This is a genomic window from Sphingomonas alba, assembly GCF_023516555.1.
Lineage (GTDB): Bacteria > Pseudomonadota > Alphaproteobacteria > Sphingomonadales > Sphingomonadaceae > Sphingomicrobium > Sphingomicrobium album.
Window position 1 is genome coordinate 720,123 of the sequence record NZ_JAMGBD010000001.1, and the last position, 16,478, is coordinate 736,600.

Genomic DNA, 16,478 nt, shown 5'->3' on the forward strand with positions numbered 1-16,478 from the left:
TTTGTCTTGCGTTGTGTAAGTAACCAGCCGCGCTCCCCAGCCGAACTTCGATCGAGCATTGCAAAGGGGACCAAATGGCAGGCACCGCTTCTGTACGCCAACGTTCGATGTTGGCCGCGTTCAATCCACGAAACCCAGAATTCGCGCGATGGGGAGCCCTGCCGTTACGGATAATCGTTGGCTACGGCTTCTTTGCGCACGGGCTCGCAAAGCTGGAAAAGGGTCCGGAAAAATTTGTCGCGATCGTCGACGCTTTGGGCGTCCCGTTTCCTCATGTGGCGGCGTGGTCGGCGATCATGGTGGAATTCGCGGGCGGGCTGCTTATGCTGGCTGGCGCCGGGATCACGTTGCTCAGTCTACCAATGATTGCGGTGCTGCTGGTGGCGATTGTGACCGTCCATCTTCCGTTCGGATTTACGTCGGTGAAATTGATGGAAGTAACCGCTTCGGGTCCGAAATTCGGCCCGCCCGGGATAGAAGCTGACCTGCTTTATCTCGCCTGTATTGCGGCGATGTTCCTGATCGGGCCGGATCCGGTCTCGGTTGACGGTATCCGTGCGCGGCGTCGGGGCAGCTGAGGCTCAGACGCTTATGATGCCCACCAGATTCGCCACGGTGGATAGAGCCGGTTCCTTCCGGCGGAGTACAGCCGGACATCATGCCCGTCGGGATCGCGCATTCGCGCCTCCCTCCACAAATAGTCCATGTCGGTCGGCGCCTGGATGAATTCGATACCGGCCGCGGACAGGTTCGAATGCATCTGATCGACATCGTCGCATTCGAAATACAAATGGCACCCGTCAACTGCCGGCGAACTTGGCGACGACATCACTTCGATGGACAAGGTGGAGTCGCTGGCCGGGACGTGGAAGCGCGCGTAGCGCGGCTCATCCAACACGATGAGACGAAGACCCAACCGCGTGTAGAAATCACGCGAGCGCGCGAGGTTGCTGACTGCAAGTGTTATATGGTTCAGTTTCACGCGTCGATCATCCTATAACCAGCGAGGACAAAGGCCCGACCTGTTGCAGATGACGATCAATGACAGTCGTCACCACGGTCGAGTTGATTTCGTCGATTTGTCGACGTCCAATTCCTGACGCGGATGCACGCACAATTTCAGCGTCATCCGGACGGCCCCTGCTTGCAAGGACGGCCAGTGCAAGGCGGAACACGGCCTGGCGACGATCCGGACGACACGCATCGCCCATCGCGGCCAATCGATTGATGTCGCCAAGGGTAAGCACGCGGCCCAGGCAATCCAACGAAGCAGTAACATCCTGCACCGCCTGGTGATCGGAGCCGGCTCTAATGAATGCGTTCAGACACACGCGAATCTGCAGCTCAACCCGGGCAAGCTCGAAGACCGCGTCTTGTGGACCAGCTTGCGACCAGCCCCGCCTGACCGAGGCAACCTCACGCGGACGACTGCTCTGCAGGGCGAGGCAACGCCCGACGAAACGCATGACATGCTCCCTCCGAAATGAATGCTATTTCGCGCGGAGCGGCGGACCGGTTTCTAATTGGGTCACATTCTTACCAGCCGAAAATGGAATACAGTTTTCCATTCGGACGTATTGGCTGCGGGAGAAATTTGGCGGACTTGCTGCCGCACTCAATCAGTGCGGTAACCGATGGTGCATTTGCGCCGAATTAAACCACGCGATGGCCCTGCATCGCTACGCCGTCAGCTCCCCCAGCTGACGGCGTACTACGTTTCAATGACGCCTGAGACGCTACCGGGCAGAATGAACCACTGAGCAACCAATGAGACCGCGCATGACCGAGCAACGGCCACAAATCCTTGAACGACATGAAATGTCACCGGCAGAGGTGAGCGCGCTGGAGGACAAGTTCAACGATTTCAATGCAAGTCGCACGGGTTTTCACGACGCTGCATCCATCGGATTCCAGCTCGAGCTACACGGGAGAATCGTCGGTGGTGTGGCGGGCTTCACGTGGGCAGGGTTTTGCGAGCTTCGCCAAGTCTGGATCGATGAGCCGTTTCGGCGATCGGGATTGGGTACTGAACTGCTCAACCGGGTAGTCGCCGAAGCGCGAGCGCGCGATTGCTCGCACATCTACCTCGCGACCTACTCGTTTCAGGCCCCTGAATTCTACAAGAAGTTCGGATTTGAAGCGGTGGCGGTGATCGACGGACGACCCCCGGGGCATCAGGACATTATCATGCGGCTGTCATTGGCATCGTGAGTGGCGCACCGGGGCGGTTTCAACCCAGTGTGACCAAATCGGCCGCGCAAACGAATAGCGGGTGAACTTCCAGGATCAAACCCGCATGACAATCCTCCAATCACGGCGACAGCTTCTTGCCACGATTCCGGTCGGGCTGGCCGGATTCCTGTGGCTTGGAAGACCCGAAGCCGCCTCTTCGGCGGCACGGATCAATAAAACGCCCGCCGAATGGCTTCGAGAGCTTGGCCCCGAGCGATTCCGGATCCTGCGCCAGGCTGGAACCGAGCGACCCTATTCCAGCCCGCTCAATGACGAGCATGGGCGCGGGACATTCGCATGCGCTGGTTGCGCGTTGCCGCTCTTCGCATCCTCGACAAAATTCGACAGCGGGACAGGCTGGCCAAGTTTCTATCGGCCGTTGCCCGGCTCGGTTTCGACCAAAACTGACCTGAGCCTGGGTATGGATCGGACAGAAGTGCTTTGCACCCGCTGCGCCGGCCACCTTGGACATGTATTCCCGGATGGGCCCAGGCCAACCGGCCTGCGATACTGCATGAACGGCCTCGCGCTGAAGTTCATTCCCGATCGGGCGCTTGGCTGATGGTCTTCTATCTGCTCGCCTACCTGGGCGGCGCCCTCACCATCTTGAGCCCGTGTATCCTGCCAGTGCTGCCCTTTGTATTCGCCCGGGCGGACCGCAGCTTCGTTCGCAGCACGCTGCCGATGCTCGCCGGCATGGCTGCTACTTTCGCGATTGTGGCAACGCTTGCCGCTTTTGGCGGCGGTTGGGCCGTCCGTGCAAACTCGATCGGGCGATGGGCGGCGCTCGCCTTGCTGGCGCTATTCGGCATCGCCCTTCTTTTCCCGAGCGTCTCGGACAGGGTGACCCGCCCACTGGTCGCACTCGGTTCGCGCATGTCCGAACGAAAGCCGGGCGAGCAGGAAAGCATCTGGTCGTCGGTGGTGCTGGGGGTCGCAACGGGGCTTCTGTGGGCACCGTGTGCCGGACCGATCCTCGGCATCATTTTCACGGCCGCAGCGCTTAAGGGCGCAAGCGCGGAGACGACATTGTTGCTGCTTGCCTATGCATTGGGGGCAGCCACGTCGTTGGCGCTCGCGCTGCTCGTTGGTGGCAAGGTCTTCGCGCGAATGAAAAAGTCGCTTGGCGCCAGCGAGCGAATTCGCCAGGCCCTCGGCGCGCTCGTCCTTGCCGGGGTCGCCGCAATCTCGCTTGGCCTCGACACGCGCATACTGGCCAAGGTTTCCAGCGCGCAAACAACGGGGTTGGAGACGACGCTCGCGCAATCGCTTGGCGTGGGCCCCGCAATGGCCACAAGCGGACCACGCACAAGCCAAATGGGTCAGCTTGCATTGCCGAGCGAAGGAACCCTTCCTGAACTTAAAGCACTCGGCATTGGCCCTTGGTTTAACAGCCAGCCGCTCGCGACAGGCAGTCTTCGCGGAAAGGTCGTTCTGATCGATTTCTGGACCTACAGTTGCATCAACTGCCTGCGCTCGCTTCCCTATGTTAAGGCTTGGGACGAGCGCTACCGCAAGGATGGCCTGGTGGTGATCGGCGTGCACGCCCCCGAGTTCGCTTTCGAGCGCGACTCCGCAAACGTCGCGAAGGCCGTGAAGGATCTCGGTATCCACTACCCCGTCGTGATGGACAACGACTGGAAGCTTTGGCGAGCCCTCCATAACAATTATTGGCCTGCACATTTCTTCATCGACGCCGAAGGCCAGATCCGGTTCCACCATTTCGGCGAGGGAGAATATGATACTTCCGAACGCGTGATCCGGCAGCTGCTCGCTGAAGCCGGCCACTCAACGGGAGCTTCAGGAAGCAAGGCGCGTACGACGGGCACTGGCGCTGCAGGAGACCGTGCCGAAAGGAAATCGCCGGAGACTTACATCGGGTACGCTCGTGCTGACCGCTTTGCCTCGCCCGGCGGACTATTGCGCGATCAGCCAAGGACGTACGAACCGGCTGCGCTGAATCTCAACCAATGGTCCTTCGAAGGCGCATGGCGGGACCAACGCCAAAGTGCTCGCTCACTTTCCGCCGGCGGGAAGATCAATTTCCGCTTCCACGCCCGTGACCTTCATCTTGTACTCGGCTCCGCGACTGCAAAGCCGATACGGTACCGCCTGTTGATCGACGGCAAGGCCCCGGGGCGTAACGCAGGTGTCGACACGCTTCCTGATGGGACTGGCACCGTTACTGGCCAACGACTCTACCAACTCATCCGGCAGAGCGGCCCGATTGAGGACAGGACCTTCACGATTGAATTCCTTGATCCGGGTGTCGACGCCTTCTCGTTCACGTTCGGCTGAGCGATGAGCCCCGAAGCGTCGCGCAGAGAGATGCTGGCACTCATCGCTGCTACCACGGCGAGCGCGCCACTTTTCGCTCAGACAGCGCCACCCATTCATGCGATCGCATTCGACGCGTTTGTTTTATTCAACACAGACGCAATTGTGGCGCGCGTCCGCGAGGACCTGGGCGATATGGCCAGTGCGGTGATGGCCGCGGCATCGACGAAACTGTTCGCCTACAGCTGGTACTACACGAGCGCAGGGAGATACACTCCGTTCGAGAAACTCGCAGCGGATGCCTTCAAGTCGGCTACGCGAGGTCTTGGGTTGAACCCTGCTAACATGAACATCGACCGGATTGTCGCCGGATATGGGAATTTGACGGTCTGGCCTGACATCCCGGATGGACTTCAGACATTGCGGCGTCACGGAATCCGGCTGGCAGTGCTCTCCAATCTCTCGGAGCGGTCGCTTGCGGCAAGCCTTCGGGCCAACGGCATCGACGGTCAGTTCGAGAATGTCCTGAGCACGGACCGAGTTCAACAATATAAACCCAGCCCCAAGGCTTATGCCGAAGCGGTGCGGGCGTTTGGTGTCAGCAAAGACAAGATTGGATTTGCGGCATCCGCCGGCTGGGATGCTTCCGGCGCGACATGGTTTGGCTTTCCGACTGTGTGGATCAATCGCCAGGGACTTGCAGCGGAGCCCGTGCATGCAGCGCCACGCCTCGTTGCCAAAGGAGCGGACGGCCTTCTGCGACTTGCAGGCATTCAAGCCGCGTAGCTTTAGGCAACAAGTGCCCTTTTGCACTTGTCCCTCAGCTCAGGTCGGAGCTGCGGCTCAATGCCAGTTCCAACTCGATGGCATCGTTGAGCGGCAATTGCCTGTCCGTCTGTGCCGGATAACCGCGGTCTGCCGTGAACGCATCTCGCAGAATCGCTGAAGCCCGGAATCCATGACGTAGATAGAAGCCAAGTGCTTCAGGATCGGCGACCGATGTAGACACCGTCAGCGTGCTGGCTTTGTGCCCATGAGCGTAATCGATGACTGCATTGAGGAGTTGCCGGCCAATTCCCAATCGCTGGCAGCCTTCGGCAACCGCAATGCTCTTGAGCTCAAATACCTTATCCCCGCGCCTCACAATGAGCGCTTGCCCAAGGACTTGGCCATTTCGCAATGCGACCAGGAATTCCCCATTGCGCCAGTAGGACCGGATCTGGGTTTCTGAATCATCGGCCAGTTTGAGCAATGGCAACAAGAAGCGGCGATCACCCAGAAATGGGGCGCATTGAATCACATCGTCACCTGCTCCGGAATAAATCTTGCGCCCAGCGGTCTCGGTCGGGCGCGCCTCGCCGCTGCGTGACATCCATCGCCGGTAGAGCGTCAGGCATCGATCACGCAGAAGCTTCGTCAGCAAGCCGAATTCCCCAAAAAATCATGATGTAGTTCGTTCGTCGCGGCGGAATGATTACTCCGCAAGCGATAAGCCCACCCGCAAAACGGCAATCGCCTCACTGATTGAATCAGAAGGTTCGTGGCCGACGGCGAAAAATTCTCTGTAACCCTTGATCGGCCCTCGGCGAACTTGTGGAAGCGACACGCCCCATCTCGAAAGAGACGTCGCCGCGCCGCCAGCGCTCCCTTCGGCGCTGGCGGCGTGCCCTCCCTTCAAAGGCAAAGCGATGCGAGTAACCAATATCATTTTGGCTGTCCTGGCGATGACGGCTTCAGCAGACGTCCAGGCTAATGGCTTCCGCAGCTTCGAGCCTTCGACATTCGCAACGATTCAACAGCACCAGTCGCCAGCCATCGTCTTTGTGCACGCCACATGGTGCCCGATCTGCAAATCGCAGGAGGCAACCATCAAGAAGCTCCTGGCGACACCCCGGTTCAAGAATGTCTCGGTGCTGACAATCGACTTCGATTCTCAAAAGCAGCTGTGGCAGAAGTTCGGCGCCACCGCTCAATCGACGATCATTGGCTTTCATGGACGCCGCGAGACATCGCGACTGGCCTACGAAACAGATCCCGCCAAGATCGAGGCCGTGCTGGCCTCGACCCTGCGTTAGCCGATGGCGACCCCGCTGCTGAGCCCGATCCTAGCATTTGGAGCCGGGTCGCTAACCATCCTGTCGCCGTGCGTGCTGCCGCTCGTCCCGGTTGTGCTTGGGTCGGCGGCTCAGAAACATCGCCTTGGGCCAGTTGCGTTAGCCCTGGGGCTGATCATCAGCTTTACCTTGGTCGGGTTCGTGCTCGCCGTTTTCGGAACCAAGCTCGGAGTGACGGCCGAACAAGTGCGCAAAGTCGGCGCCGCCATCCTGATCTTGGCCGGTGCGTATCTCGCGCACCCTGCGCTGCAAGACCAGGTCGCCGTTCGCGCCGCGCCGCTTGTTGCCTGGGCCGGTGACCGCCAGCTGGCTATCGACGGCTCCGGCCTCCACAGCCAGTTCGGCATTGGCGCGTTACTGGGTGTCGTCTGGAGCCCATGCGTTGGCCCCACTCTCGGCGCCGCGATCGCGCTCGCCGCGCAAGGGCGCGATCTTGGATCCGTCGCGTTGACCATGGCGGCTTTTGGAACCGGCATTGCTGCAGCACTTCTGGTAATCGCCTTCCTAGGCCGGTCACTATTCAATCGGGTTCGGGGAAGTCTTTCTGGAACGGCGAAAAGCGGTAAGACGATCCTGGGCTGGGTTCTGCTAGCGGTTGGAATTGCAATTCTAACCGGTGTTGATCGCTTGATCGAAGCCGCGTTCCTCGCTCATGCGCCGGACTGGCTGATCGCGATCACGACCACATTGTGAGGGATAGGCTGGTGGCCACTGGCAGTCGACAGCTACACATTCTCGGCCTGTGCGGTAGTCTGAGGGCGAGCTCCATCAACCGCGCCATTCTGGAAGCGGCGCGTCTCCTTGCCCCAACGCCTATTGGGCGCCTGTCGATCGTGGACGGCTCTGTTGCCCCTCATTTCAATCCGGATCTCGACGAACCTGGACGCATGCCGCGAGCGGCCGCCGATTGGCGGGACCTCGTCCAGTCGGCAGATGGGGTGGTCATCAGCATGCCTGAATATGCTGGCGGAGTACCCGGCGCCTTCAAGAACAGCCTGGATTGGCTTGCGGGCTCGACAGCAATCTATCAGAAACCCGTGGCCATATTTGCCGCGTCAAATCGTGGTGCCGCCGCACAGAAATCCCTGGCGTCCATCCTCGAAATGCTTGGAACCGATATTGTCGTCGCTTCATGCGTTAATCTCGGCATCAACGGAGCGGAGGCTACGGCCCGCGGCCTAACGGCCGACCAGGGGATTTCCACCACTATTAGAGCGGCGCTGGGTACGCTTGTGGATCACATCCAGTCCCAGGGCGAAATTCTAGTGGAATGACCTCATCACATCGACCAATGATCAAACAATATTCGTCCGAATGATCTAACTGGCAGGGCAGTTTAGTGATCGATGAACGGCAAATAGAGAGAATTCGAGTTCCAGATCTAAGGGCCTATCTATCTGGATTCTGGCAGATCGATCGCGTGTTTCTGGACAGACACAGATCCATTCGTGGCACAATGGCAGGCCACGCACATTTCGCCGAGGACGGCGATTCGCTGAAATATAGTGAGCGGGGCTCATTGAGCTTCGGCGACTATGAAGGAGATGCCGAACAACATCTCGGCGTAGAATTCACTGAAGGCGTCGCTCGAGCGTCCGTATGCTTTCGCGACGGGCGGCCGTTCTACTCGCTCGACCTGTCGGAGGGTTGGTCTGTGGTGTCACATGTCTGCGGCGCGGACCGCTACGAAGGCCGATTTTTCGCTTTTGATCACCTCCACTGGCAATCGACCTGGGAGGTTTCCGGTCCGCGGAAAAATCTACAGATAGTGACGCAATACGCGCGACGGTCCGGGCAGAAGCTCGCCGAGGCCGCGTAACGTCGAGCCTGACCAGCCCCGGCGCCTCCTGCCAATCCATCTTTTGTCACCCTCTCAGATCCGAAAGTTCAACATGACATTCGCACCACGCTCACCTCAGCTCGTACGGCAGGTCGAACTCGGCCGTGCACTTCAGGGGGCGATTGCCCTCGTATTGGGAAGTTCACTCCTTTGGGCATCTGCCAAGGTGCAAGTGCCTTTCTGGCCGGTCCCGATGACCATGCAGACTTACGTGATCCTCTTGCTGGGCCCCTTGCTCGGCTGGAGGCTGGGCGCAGCCGTCGTGCTCACCTATCTGGCGGAGGGCGCAATTGGGCTTCCGGTGTTCGCGGGGCACGCGAATGGTTTGGGGCTTGGATATTTTGCCGGGCCGACTGCAGGTTACCTTGTGGGCTATCTTGCGGCGGTCGTCTTGGCCGGCACACTGGCGGAGCGTGGCTGGGACCGATCTATTGGCGGCAATTTTCTGACACTGCTCGTTGCCGAAATCACGATTCTGGTACTCGGATGCACGTGGCTGGCAACCACCTACGGGTGGGAGACCGCTCTTTCTGTCGGCCTGTGGCCTTTCCTGCTCGGAGATTGCCTGAAGCTTGCTCTGGCCGTCGGGACCCTATCGGCCTTGAATCGGCGCAAGCAGCTCAAATAAGTCTTCCGTAAGACGCGATGGAACGATGCGCCAGATAACTTTGTCAGGATCGATCAAATGGTGGGGGCCGACAACCACGGACCCCCACCCAATGTACCGGCGCGCTACGTGGCCAAGGTACTCGATGGCCCGTAGGCGCCCGACTAAAGGCCGATGTGAAGGCTGGCGCGCGCCGTAATACCAACCTTGTCCTCACGGTCCTCGGCGCCGAGTTCGCCCGCAACCTGGAAGGCCGAATTGCCGCCGATGGCCCTCAGGCGCGCGACCCATCCGCTCTTCCGGTCCTCTGGAGTCAGCGTGAAGCTCTCGCCATCGTCAAAGCGGGCGGTGGTATCGCCAAGCGAACCACCGACGATCTGCCGCCAGCCGCCTTCCGCTTCCACGCGAAGGAAGTCTGCATCCTGATCCTCTGCGCCAAGCTCGAAGCCGCCGACCATCAGCCCGTTGACGGCCAACTCGTCGCTGGTCCGCTTGTCCACGCTCAGGTCGAGCGCGCTGCCGCCGCCTTCCTCTTGGTAGCTGTCTTCGCTCAGGTGGTAATATTCCACGCTCGCGGACGGACGGACGAAGAACAGCCCGGACCACAGTTGCTGGCTCGCGTTCGCCGAGGCCGAGTAGAGTGAGCCATTCCAGTCACCCTTGATCGTCTTGTCGATCGCATCGGTGCCGGATCCGGAACGGAAGAACCTTTCGCCGTTGAAGTTGATGAATGAATAGCTGCCTCGCGCTCCAAGGTGGAGGCCGTTCGAATCGAAACGCCAGTGGGCCGCGATGGAATATTGGTTGGCCCTGACCGTGTTATCGGTCGCCTTGTCGTCGTCCTTGCCGGAGAGGTAGGCGAGCGACAGGCCGGCCTTGCCAAAACCGGTGTCGATCTCGGCACCGCCGCTCATTCCCCAGCCGCCGATCTTGTATCCGGCCGTGTCGCCGATGCTCTTTGACGAGCCCCACGCGACCTGGCTGAACCAATAACCCCATTTGCCTTCATCCTTGTAGGGAGCCTTGGGATCATTGAGGGTGCGGGCCAGCGTTCGGTCGCCCAATGTCACTGCTTCGAAGGTGCCGCCGGCATGTTCGGGCAACAATTGCCGCAGCGTACCGATGAATTCGTCCTGGGTCCGGATCGCAAGGAAGCTGTCGCCGATATCATCGTCGGTGGTCAGCGCCTGGAAGATCGCGTCATAAGCCGAGCTTTCGGAGCGATTGAGTCCCAGCTCGGTGGTGCTTTTCCGACTAATGTCGACCGCGACCTGGTTGCCCGTGATCGCCAACGACCCCTTGTAAAGGAATGGGAGGAAATCGGTGCTGGCGGTAAGGTTGCTGCCACCCGTCAGCGTTCCGGCGGTGATGACGACGAAATGCCCCTCGGCGTCAGCAAGATCGGCGACATTCAGCTGCAGTTTCGAGCCGGCCGCGAAGCTCGCGGTGCCACTGACATTCAGCTGGCTGGAGGCACCCGGCGTCTTGTCCAACGTGACTGCCAGCACACCGCCGTCGGTTACATTCAATGACGCGATGTCTGCGGTCTTTACGACGCCGAAAGTACCCTTCTGGACGTTGATCGTGAGGCCGGTCGCGTTGCTCAGCTGGCCGGCAAAACCCGATGTCCCGCCGATCGTCAGCGTGTCGGCGCCACCGCCGAAATCGACGTTACCGTTGAAGAGGGAGGTCCCGCCGAGAGTGATTATGTCATTGCCGGCACCGAACGTCAGCTTGCCTGCGCCGATCGCATCGCCCGAAAGCAGGAACTTGTTATCGCCTCCGCCGAAAGCAACGTCGCCTGTGATCTTGCCGTCGGCAATGTCGAGAGTGTCGCTGCCGCTGCCGAATTTGATATCCCCGGTGATCGAAGGGGCGGCAAAACCAGCGGCTACGACCGTCTGTTTCACAGTCACGCCCGCGCCATTGGCGCTGACGTCGATGGCAACGTTGCGACCCGAGCCGACCGCCGCGCCCGAAGCGGAAATCGAGCCGCTGTTTTCAATCAGGCCCACGGTCCCCGACTTGTCCGAGATGGCGAGAGCAGTACCGTTCGCGCCCGTCGTTGCCTTGATCGAACCACTATTGCGCAGGATTGGCAGGCTTCCGCCGACATCGATGCCGACGGCGGTCGCAACCGACTGGGCGGTGTTTCCACTAGTCGCCGAAATTCCTCCAGCATTGCGCAGCTCCGGAGTGCTCGCACCGGCGCCGAGCCGAAGGGCGGTCGCGGCTCGGTCAAGGGATGCGGCGTTGACGGACCCCGTCACTCCAATGCCGTTGGCGATCGATACCGTCCCGCCCAAGCCGCCAATCTGTACGGCATTGCCGTCCACGCCCGCATAGACGCCGCTGCCAAGCACGGCGCCTTCGATGATGAGGCCGAAGCCCGTCCCCGTCCCCTGCGTCGCGCCGATATTGATCGCGCCGGCCGCGCCGATCCTTAGCGCCGGAGCTGCGCCGAAGGACTGGATGTTGGCATTGCCTTCCTTGGCATCTTCGATGCCGTCATCATCCTCATCATTGTCGGTGGTGCTCGTGTCCTTTGGCGCCACAGCCAAAATGATCCCCTTGGCGACGTTGCCTTCAATTGAAACGGCGGTTCCGCCCTGAAGCAGATCGTCCGCGTCCAGTTTGCTTGGATCGGCGGGTGCAGTCGTAAAGCGATATCCGGTGGCACGAATTGTGCCCTGCAGGACCATGGCGCCTCCAACGTCGCCGGTGGACCGGACCGCAACACTGTTCTGCCCCTGAACACTAATATCGCCCGCGAGGCGGACGTTACCTGTAACACCGGCGAGCTCGACGCCGACGCCGTTGTTTCCCAAAACCGACGTCTTGCCGTCGTGGCTGAAATTACCTGTCAGGGCCCCGCCGAGCTTGATGCCGGCACTGTCATTCCCCTCGACCGTGATCGTGCCGGTGCTTGTGACAACGATATCGCCGGTCATGGCACCGTTGGTGCGGATGCCGACGCGGCCGGTGCCGGTGGCGAATGGACCGTCCAGGTCTCCGTCATTATCGGCATCGGTTGGAGTGAAGGACTCATCGACGATGACCTTGCCACTCAGCGTGATGCCGCTGGTAACGCCTGCCGCCACATCGACTCCAGCGACGTTGTTGACGTTGCCGATCTGGATCGTGCCCTGGTTGTTCAGCTTGTGATTGCTGTCGATGATGACTCCGCCACTGGCATTGCCGTTTACGACACCGGTCGAGTTGATCAGAATGTCGTCCGGCGTTCCCCCGGGTGTTTTGACCGTCGAGGTCCGGATCGGGCCGGTCACTGTGTTCGAAATAGTCGTTTCCGCGACGGCCGGAGCGGCCAGAATGACGAGGCAGGTCGAAGTGAGCAGCAGGTGTCGCATAAATCCCCATGAGTCCGACGAGGGGCGTGCCCACCGGTCGGCGGACACGCTTTCAGACGGTCAGACGGAGCCGCGGCCCGCTTGCCTTGAATCTTTTTTAGAAGGTGAGTTCGAAGCCTAGCCGGGCGGTGCGCGGCCTTAGCGGCGTGATCTGGTCTTCGCTGGTGGCGATAGGAGCGCCAAAGGCGAAGCGATTTCCGACTTCGTCGGTCAGGTTGGTGACGGTCAGCGACAGCGCCCTTCGGGCGTCGGCCAATCGCAGCACGACGCCGGAATCGACATATTGTCCCTGCTTTTCGCCGAGGTGCTGACCGACGCCAAGCCGCGAATGCCCGACGTAACGTGCATAAGCATTGGCCTGAAGAGTCCAGTCGGCCGCCACCTTCGTCTTCCAGTCGATCGCCCCCCGCGCAACAACGCGCGCGATATTGGGGATCGCCATGGATTCCGCATCGCTGGTGGCAAGCAAGAAACGAAGCATATCGGTAGGTCGAGTAACCCTTCCGTCATTCCAGGCGAGCCCGGCCTCCAGCCTCAATCCATCTGCAAGCCGCACTCCGCCATTTAAGGTAATCGTCCAAACTCGACCGTCCCCGATATTGTCGGTCACCGGTAGGCCCGAAGGGTCGAGAAAGTCGGCCTGGATATCCCGCCAGTGACTCAATGTCGCATTGGCCTGGAGGTCGAAGCGATCATGGCCGGGCAGGCCGTAGCGCATGCCTAGCTCGGCGGTGCCAAGGTGATCGTTGCGGTACACGCGAACCGTATCGTTGGCGATCGACAGGCCGCCCGGACGAAAGCCCTGCTGGTAACGGGCATAAACAGTCAGCCCGTCCAGCGGGCGCACCAGCAAGGATGCAGAAGGCAGGAAGCGGTGCTCCTTGCGGTCAGCGTCCTGTGCCTGAAGCTGAGCGAATGCGAAGGGGCTGAGATGCTGGCCCGATCCCGAGAGGGAGGATCGCGTGTAGCGGCCGCCGATGCTGGCCTCGATGCCCGGCGTAAGCTCGAGCCCCAATTCGCCATATAGCGTTGTTTCTCGGACCTTATTCTCGACACCTGAGAGGTCGACCTTGACGCCGCCTTCGAGCAGGTCGCGCGCAACCTCATAGCGATTCGAAACCGTGCTGAAGCCCAGGAGCCAGCTGAAGCCGCCAGCCATGGGCCGCCACACTCGCGTCTCATTGCTCACGGCCCGGGCGAGGCTGTGCTGGCCCAAGCGGCGGATACGGTCATCGATCGATGCGTCGAAATTCTCGTCGACGTCCTGCCGAGTGGCGCCCGTCGTCGAGCGAAATCGAATGGCGCCAGTGTCTTTGCGGACGACCAATCCGGCCAAGGCGAAATCGGATCCGAAAGGCTGGTCGACCAAGCTTTCGCGCGACAGGCGCTTGCCATGCTTGTCTGCATATTGGCTGTCGTCGCCATCAATGTGCTGGGCGATGCCAACGGTATCGACGAACCAGCCCGGGGCCAGCTCGGCGCTCAGGATCGCGCGGCCGCCGGTCGTGTCGATGTTGTTGATATCTTTCCTGCCGGTAGCAGGATTATCGATATAGCCGCCCTCTTGGGCCCGATAAGCGGTGGCCCGCAATGCGACGGCGGGTCCCAAAGGCAGGTTCACTGTGCCTGATGCATCATATCCAGGCTCGCCATGCCACGTGACGGAAGCACCGCTGGCGATCGTGCCGCCGGTCTCACCGAATATCGGCAAGTTGGGCTTCAGAAGGACGATGCCGCCGAGTGCGCCCGAGCCGTACAAAGTGCCCTGTGGGCCCTCAAGCACTTCGACCGAGGCAATATCAACCAGCCTCAAGTCGGGATCGGGCCCGCTGTAGCCAGTGCGAAGGTCGCCGAAATATTGCCCGACGGGCGACTGGGTCGGGCCGCTGAAGCTGGAATCGGCGATGCCGCGGATGAAGAGCTTGTTCCGACCGGCGCCGAGGTGGGTCGAAGAAAAGCCGACGCTGCGCGCCTCGATCGCCTCAGTGCCGGCAACGCCCAAAGGCGTGAATTCCCTGCCGTCGATCCGTTCCCATTGTCCGGGAAAATGCTTGAGCGACGTGTCGCGCTTGCTGGCGTGGACGATGACGTCTTCGGACGGTGATTCAGGTTGTGCAGCAACTGCCGAGGCCTTCCTGGGGACAGCAGGGACGCTCTTCGGCTCCTGAGGCGGTCGCGCCGCGGCGGCAAGCAGGTACGAATTCGCGCCGACCTTGGTCAGTTTGAGCCCGCTTGACGATGCAAGTCGGTTCAGCGCCTGACCGGCGTCCATCCGCCCTCGAATCGCTGCAGTCCGGCGCTGCAGCAGCTTGCGATCCGGGATGGAAATGCTGACGCCAGCCTGTCTGCCGATGGCGAACGCCGACTGTCCGACCGTCCCCGCCGGGACATCGATCGGATATGAAACTGCTAAAGCGGCAGAGGGGAGGACGAGCGCGGCAATGAACGACGCACCGACAAACAGCCCGCGAATCGCTAAGTCCTTCCTCCCAGTTTCCAGGCCTTGCCTGTTTGCTTGATGGAAACGCCGACCAATGGGCCGAGCGACTTGGGATCACGCCTGACATCCGCCACCGACAACGTGCCGGTGAAACGCTGTGCGCTGATAGCGGCGTCCGCGGAAATGTCGAGGCCGGTCGACCGGCTGAGATCGGCAACGACATGGTTCACAGGTTCATCGATATAGGTCAGTTGCCCGCGCTGGAAGGCGCCGACCGAGGCCACGTCCGCCGCCTCCGCCTGCAAGACGCTTGCTCCGTCTTTGGCGTCGAGCTTCTGGCCGGCACCAAGCCGAAGCTTCGCGCCATCGGGATCGGCGACGACCGCGCCTTCGCTGACGATGACGCGGGTCTCGCCAGCATCGCGCGTCACTTCAAAGACGGTGCCAACGTCTACGAGCTTGAGGTCGCCGCTAGTGACGGCGATCTTACCCTTGGCGGGATCACGCAGTTCCAACAGGGCCTGGCCGTTTTCGAGGTGCACGTCGCGCCGGTTCCAGCCCGACAGCGCGAGCTTGGTCGAACCGTTCATCACCAGCCGGTCCTTGCCGCCCAGGCTGACGACCCGGATCTCTCCGGGCGCGGTCGAATAATCGACTGGCATGAGGCCAGGCGCAATGACGGCGGTAATCGCCGCGGCAAAGGCGGCGACGCCGGCGACCAGCGCCAGTCGACGGCGTTCGGGGGGCGCTGCCGGTCGTATCTGAGCTTGCTCGACAAGCGGCCGCATCTCGGCCTCGCTCTGTCCGAGCGCGTGGAAGGCCCCGGCGTTGGCCGAGTCCGCCTCAAGCCAGGCGGTGAACTCGTCCCAACCCTCGAATTCGGGGTCGTTGACCCGCACCAGCCAGCCTAGCGCGGCCTCGCGTCGGTCCCGATCGATGTTCATTGCCACCTCATGCCCCCCAAGACGGAGTCGCGACGCTCATTCCTCATCCAGCCGCCTCCTCAACTCATCGAGCAGCCGGTAGACGAGGCGCAGGTCGCTCTCGATCGTGCTGCTGCTCACGCCCATGGAAGAAGCAATCTGGCGCTGCGTTTGCCCATCGATGCGGTGCAACCGAAACACGGCAACCGCCCGGCTGGGGAGGCGTGCCAGTTCCCGTTCCACCAACGCCAACTGCCGCTGCCCGTCGACGGTGCGGTCGGGCCCCGGATCATTGGCTGGCGATTCGGGAAGGCGGTCGGTCAGCCGCGTCCACTCCACGTCGCGGCGCTGCGCCTGGTTTTCAGAACGCCGCCGATCGATCATCAAATTGGTCGCGGCGCGAAACAGGTAGTTTCGGGGCGCTCCGATGGGACCCGACGGAGCCGACGACAGCTTGATCCAAAGCTCCTGCAACAGGTCCTCGGCCTCCTCCCCCGCGCCATGCGCACGGAGGTACCGGAGGAGCTGCTGACGATGCTGCTCGAAGATTTCCTGCAGGCCGGACTGGGTCATGCGCTGAGCGCGTTTATCGCGGCCATTTCGCATGCTCAATGGTTGGGGAGCCAGAATGCTGAAATTGGAGTCCAGCTCTTCCATCGGGCCTACGCATTGCCGGA

At 61.1% G+C, this 16,478-nt stretch carries 17 protein-coding genes; 10 read left to right on the forward strand and 7 right to left on the reverse strand.

Annotated features, from left to right (window positions below; translation table 11 throughout):
* Positions 1-74: 74 nt before the first annotated feature.
* A complete protein-coding gene (locus tag LZ536_RS03795; protein WP_249846959.1) occupies positions 75-578 on the forward strand; it encodes a DoxX family protein in 504 nt (167 codons plus the stop codon).
* Between the two features lie 11 nt (positions 579-589).
* Here LZ536_RS03795 and LZ536_RS03800 read toward each other — a convergent pair whose 3' ends face one another.
* Together LZ536_RS03800 and LZ536_RS03805 are read right to left on the reverse strand one after the other, a co-directional pair.
* A complete protein-coding gene (locus LZ536_RS03800) occupies positions 590-982 on the reverse strand; it encodes a VOC family protein (RefSeq protein ID WP_249846960.1) in 393 nt (130 codons plus the stop codon).
* 7 nt (positions 983-989) lie between these two features.
* Positions 990-1,466 (reverse strand): hypothetical protein, encoded by a 477-nt coding sequence (locus LZ536_RS03805; RefSeq protein WP_249846962.1) that lies wholly within the window; start codon positions 1,464-1,466, stop codon positions 990-992.
* A 313-nt stretch (positions 1,467-1,779) separates the two neighbouring features.
* On the opposite strand from LZ536_RS03805, the gene LZ536_RS03810 reads away from it, so the two are divergent.
* The 4 genes from LZ536_RS03810 to LZ536_RS03825 all read left to right on the forward strand — a co-directional run bounded on the left by LZ536_RS03810 (position 1,780) and on the right by LZ536_RS03825 (position 5,295).
* Complete coding sequence (locus tag LZ536_RS03810) at positions 1,780-2,211, forward strand: GNAT family N-acetyltransferase (protein WP_249846963.1); 432 nt, start codon at positions 1,780-1,782, stop codon at positions 2,209-2,211.
* Positions 2,212-2,296: 85 nt separating this feature from the next.
* A complete protein-coding gene (msrB, locus tag LZ536_RS03815; RefSeq protein ID WP_249846965.1) occupies positions 2,297-2,794 on the forward strand; it encodes a peptide-methionine (R)-S-oxide reductase MsrB in 498 nt (165 codons plus the stop codon).
* Entirely contained in the window at positions 2,794-4,530 is a 1,737-nt protein-coding gene (locus LZ536_RS03820; protein WP_249846966.1) for a cytochrome c biogenesis protein DipZ, read from the forward strand. The genes msrB and LZ536_RS03820 overlap by 1 nt, the downstream gene beginning before the upstream one ends.
* 3 nt (positions 4,531-4,533) lie before the next feature.
* Complete coding sequence (locus LZ536_RS03825) at positions 4,534-5,295, forward strand: haloacid dehalogenase type II (RefSeq protein WP_249846967.1); 762 nt, start codon at positions 4,534-4,536, stop codon at positions 5,293-5,295.
* A gap of 34 nt (positions 5,296-5,329) precedes the next feature.
* Here LZ536_RS03825 and LZ536_RS03830 read toward each other — a convergent pair whose 3' ends face one another.
* Positions 5,330-5,932, reverse strand: a complete 603-nt coding sequence (locus tag LZ536_RS03830) for a GNAT family N-acetyltransferase (protein ID WP_249846969.1) — start codon at positions 5,930-5,932, stop codon at positions 5,330-5,332.
* A gap of 265 nt (positions 5,933-6,197) precedes the next feature.
* Between LZ536_RS03830 and LZ536_RS03835 the strand changes: the two genes are divergently transcribed.
* The 5 genes from LZ536_RS03835 (at position 6,198) to LZ536_RS03855 (ending at position 9,091) form a co-directional block, all read left to right on the forward strand.
* Complete coding sequence (locus LZ536_RS03835) at positions 6,198-6,584, forward strand: thioredoxin family protein (RefSeq protein ID WP_249846970.1); 387 nt, start codon at positions 6,198-6,200, stop codon at positions 6,582-6,584.
* Between the two features lie 3 nt (positions 6,585-6,587).
* The gene (locus tag LZ536_RS03840) at positions 6,588-7,316 is read left to right on the forward strand and encodes a cytochrome c biogenesis CcdA family protein (RefSeq protein ID WP_249846971.1); all 729 of its coding nucleotides are present in this window, start codon (positions 6,588-6,590) and stop codon (positions 7,314-7,316) included.
* 11 nt (positions 7,317-7,327) lie between these two features.
* Entirely contained in the window at positions 7,328-7,897 is a 570-nt protein-coding gene (locus LZ536_RS03845) for an NADPH-dependent FMN reductase (RefSeq protein WP_249846973.1), read from the forward strand.
* A gap of 65 nt (positions 7,898-7,962) precedes the next feature.
* Positions 7,963-8,442 carry a DUF6314 family protein gene (locus LZ536_RS03850; RefSeq protein ID WP_249846974.1) on the forward strand — a complete coding sequence of 160 codons (480 nt, stop codon included), beginning with the start codon at positions 7,963-7,965 and terminating at the stop codon, positions 8,440-8,442.
* Between the two features lie 73 nt (positions 8,443-8,515).
* Positions 8,516-9,091, forward strand: a complete 576-nt coding sequence (locus LZ536_RS03855; RefSeq protein ID WP_283938381.1) for a biotin transporter BioY — start codon at positions 8,516-8,518, stop codon at positions 9,089-9,091.
* Between the two features lie 143 nt (positions 9,092-9,234).
* Here LZ536_RS03855 and LZ536_RS03860 read toward each other — a convergent pair whose 3' ends face one another.
* From LZ536_RS03860 to LZ536_RS03875, 4 genes are all read right to left on the reverse strand, one after another.
* A complete protein-coding gene (locus tag LZ536_RS03860; RefSeq protein ID WP_249846977.1) occupies positions 9,235-12,438 on the reverse strand; it encodes an autotransporter outer membrane beta-barrel domain-containing protein in 3,204 nt (1,067 codons plus the stop codon).
* 97 nt (positions 12,439-12,535) lie between these two features.
* Positions 12,536-14,710, reverse strand: a complete 2,175-nt coding sequence (locus LZ536_RS03865) for a TonB-dependent receptor (RefSeq protein ID WP_249846978.1) — start codon at positions 14,708-14,710, stop codon at positions 12,536-12,538.
* Between the two features lie 203 nt (positions 14,711-14,913).
* A complete protein-coding gene (locus LZ536_RS03870) occupies positions 14,914-15,822 on the reverse strand; it encodes a FecR family protein (RefSeq protein ID WP_249846980.1) in 909 nt (302 codons plus the stop codon).
* Positions 15,823-15,858: 36 nt separating this feature from the next.
* Positions 15,859-16,458 (reverse strand): RNA polymerase sigma factor, encoded by a 600-nt coding sequence (locus tag LZ536_RS03875; RefSeq protein ID WP_249846983.1) that lies wholly within the window; start codon positions 16,456-16,458, stop codon positions 15,859-15,861.
* Between the last annotated feature and the right edge of the window lie 20 nt (positions 16,459-16,478).

Coding starts and splice junctions, on each gene's coding strand:
- LZ536_RS03840 (WP_249846971.1), top strand. CDS start 6,588: ATGGCGACCCCGCTGCTGAGCCCGATCCTAGCATTTGGAGCCGGGTCG.
- LZ536_RS03810 (WP_249846963.1), top strand. CDS start 1,780: ATGACCGAGCAACGGCCACAAATCCTTGAACGACATGAAATGTCACCG.
- LZ536_RS03795 (WP_249846959.1), top strand. CDS start 75: ATGGCAGGCACCGCTTCTGTACGCCAACGTTCGATGTTGGCCGCGTTC.
- LZ536_RS03875 (WP_249846983.1), bottom strand. CDS start 16,458: ATGGAAGAGCTGGACTCCAATTTCAGCATTCTGGCTCCCCAACCATTG.
- LZ536_RS03865 (WP_249846978.1), bottom strand. CDS start 14,710: ATGGACGCCGGTCAGGCGCTGAACCGACTTGCATCGTCAAGCGGGCTC.
- LZ536_RS03825 (WP_249846967.1), top strand. CDS start 4,534: ATGAGCCCCGAAGCGTCGCGCAGAGAGATGCTGGCACTCATCGCTGCT.
- LZ536_RS03820 (WP_249846966.1), top strand. CDS start 2,794: ATGGTCTTCTATCTGCTCGCCTACCTGGGCGGCGCCCTCACCATCTTG.
- LZ536_RS03860 (WP_249846977.1), bottom strand. CDS start 12,438: ATGCGACACCTGCTGCTCACTTCGACCTGCCTCGTCATTCTGGCCGCT.
- LZ536_RS03805 (WP_249846962.1), bottom strand. CDS start 1,466: ATGCGTTTCGTCGGGCGTTGCCTCGCCCTGCAGAGCAGTCGTCCGCGT.
- msrB (WP_249846965.1), top strand. CDS start 2,297: ATGACAATCCTCCAATCACGGCGACAGCTTCTTGCCACGATTCCGGTC.
- LZ536_RS03855 (WP_283938381.1), top strand. CDS start 8,516: ATGACATTCGCACCACGCTCACCTCAGCTCGTACGGCAGGTCGAACTC.
- LZ536_RS03835 (WP_249846970.1), top strand. CDS start 6,198: ATGCGAGTAACCAATATCATTTTGGCTGTCCTGGCGATGACGGCTTCA.
- LZ536_RS03870 (WP_249846980.1), bottom strand. CDS start 15,822: ATGAACATCGATCGGGACCGACGCGAGGCCGCGCTAGGCTGGCTGGTG.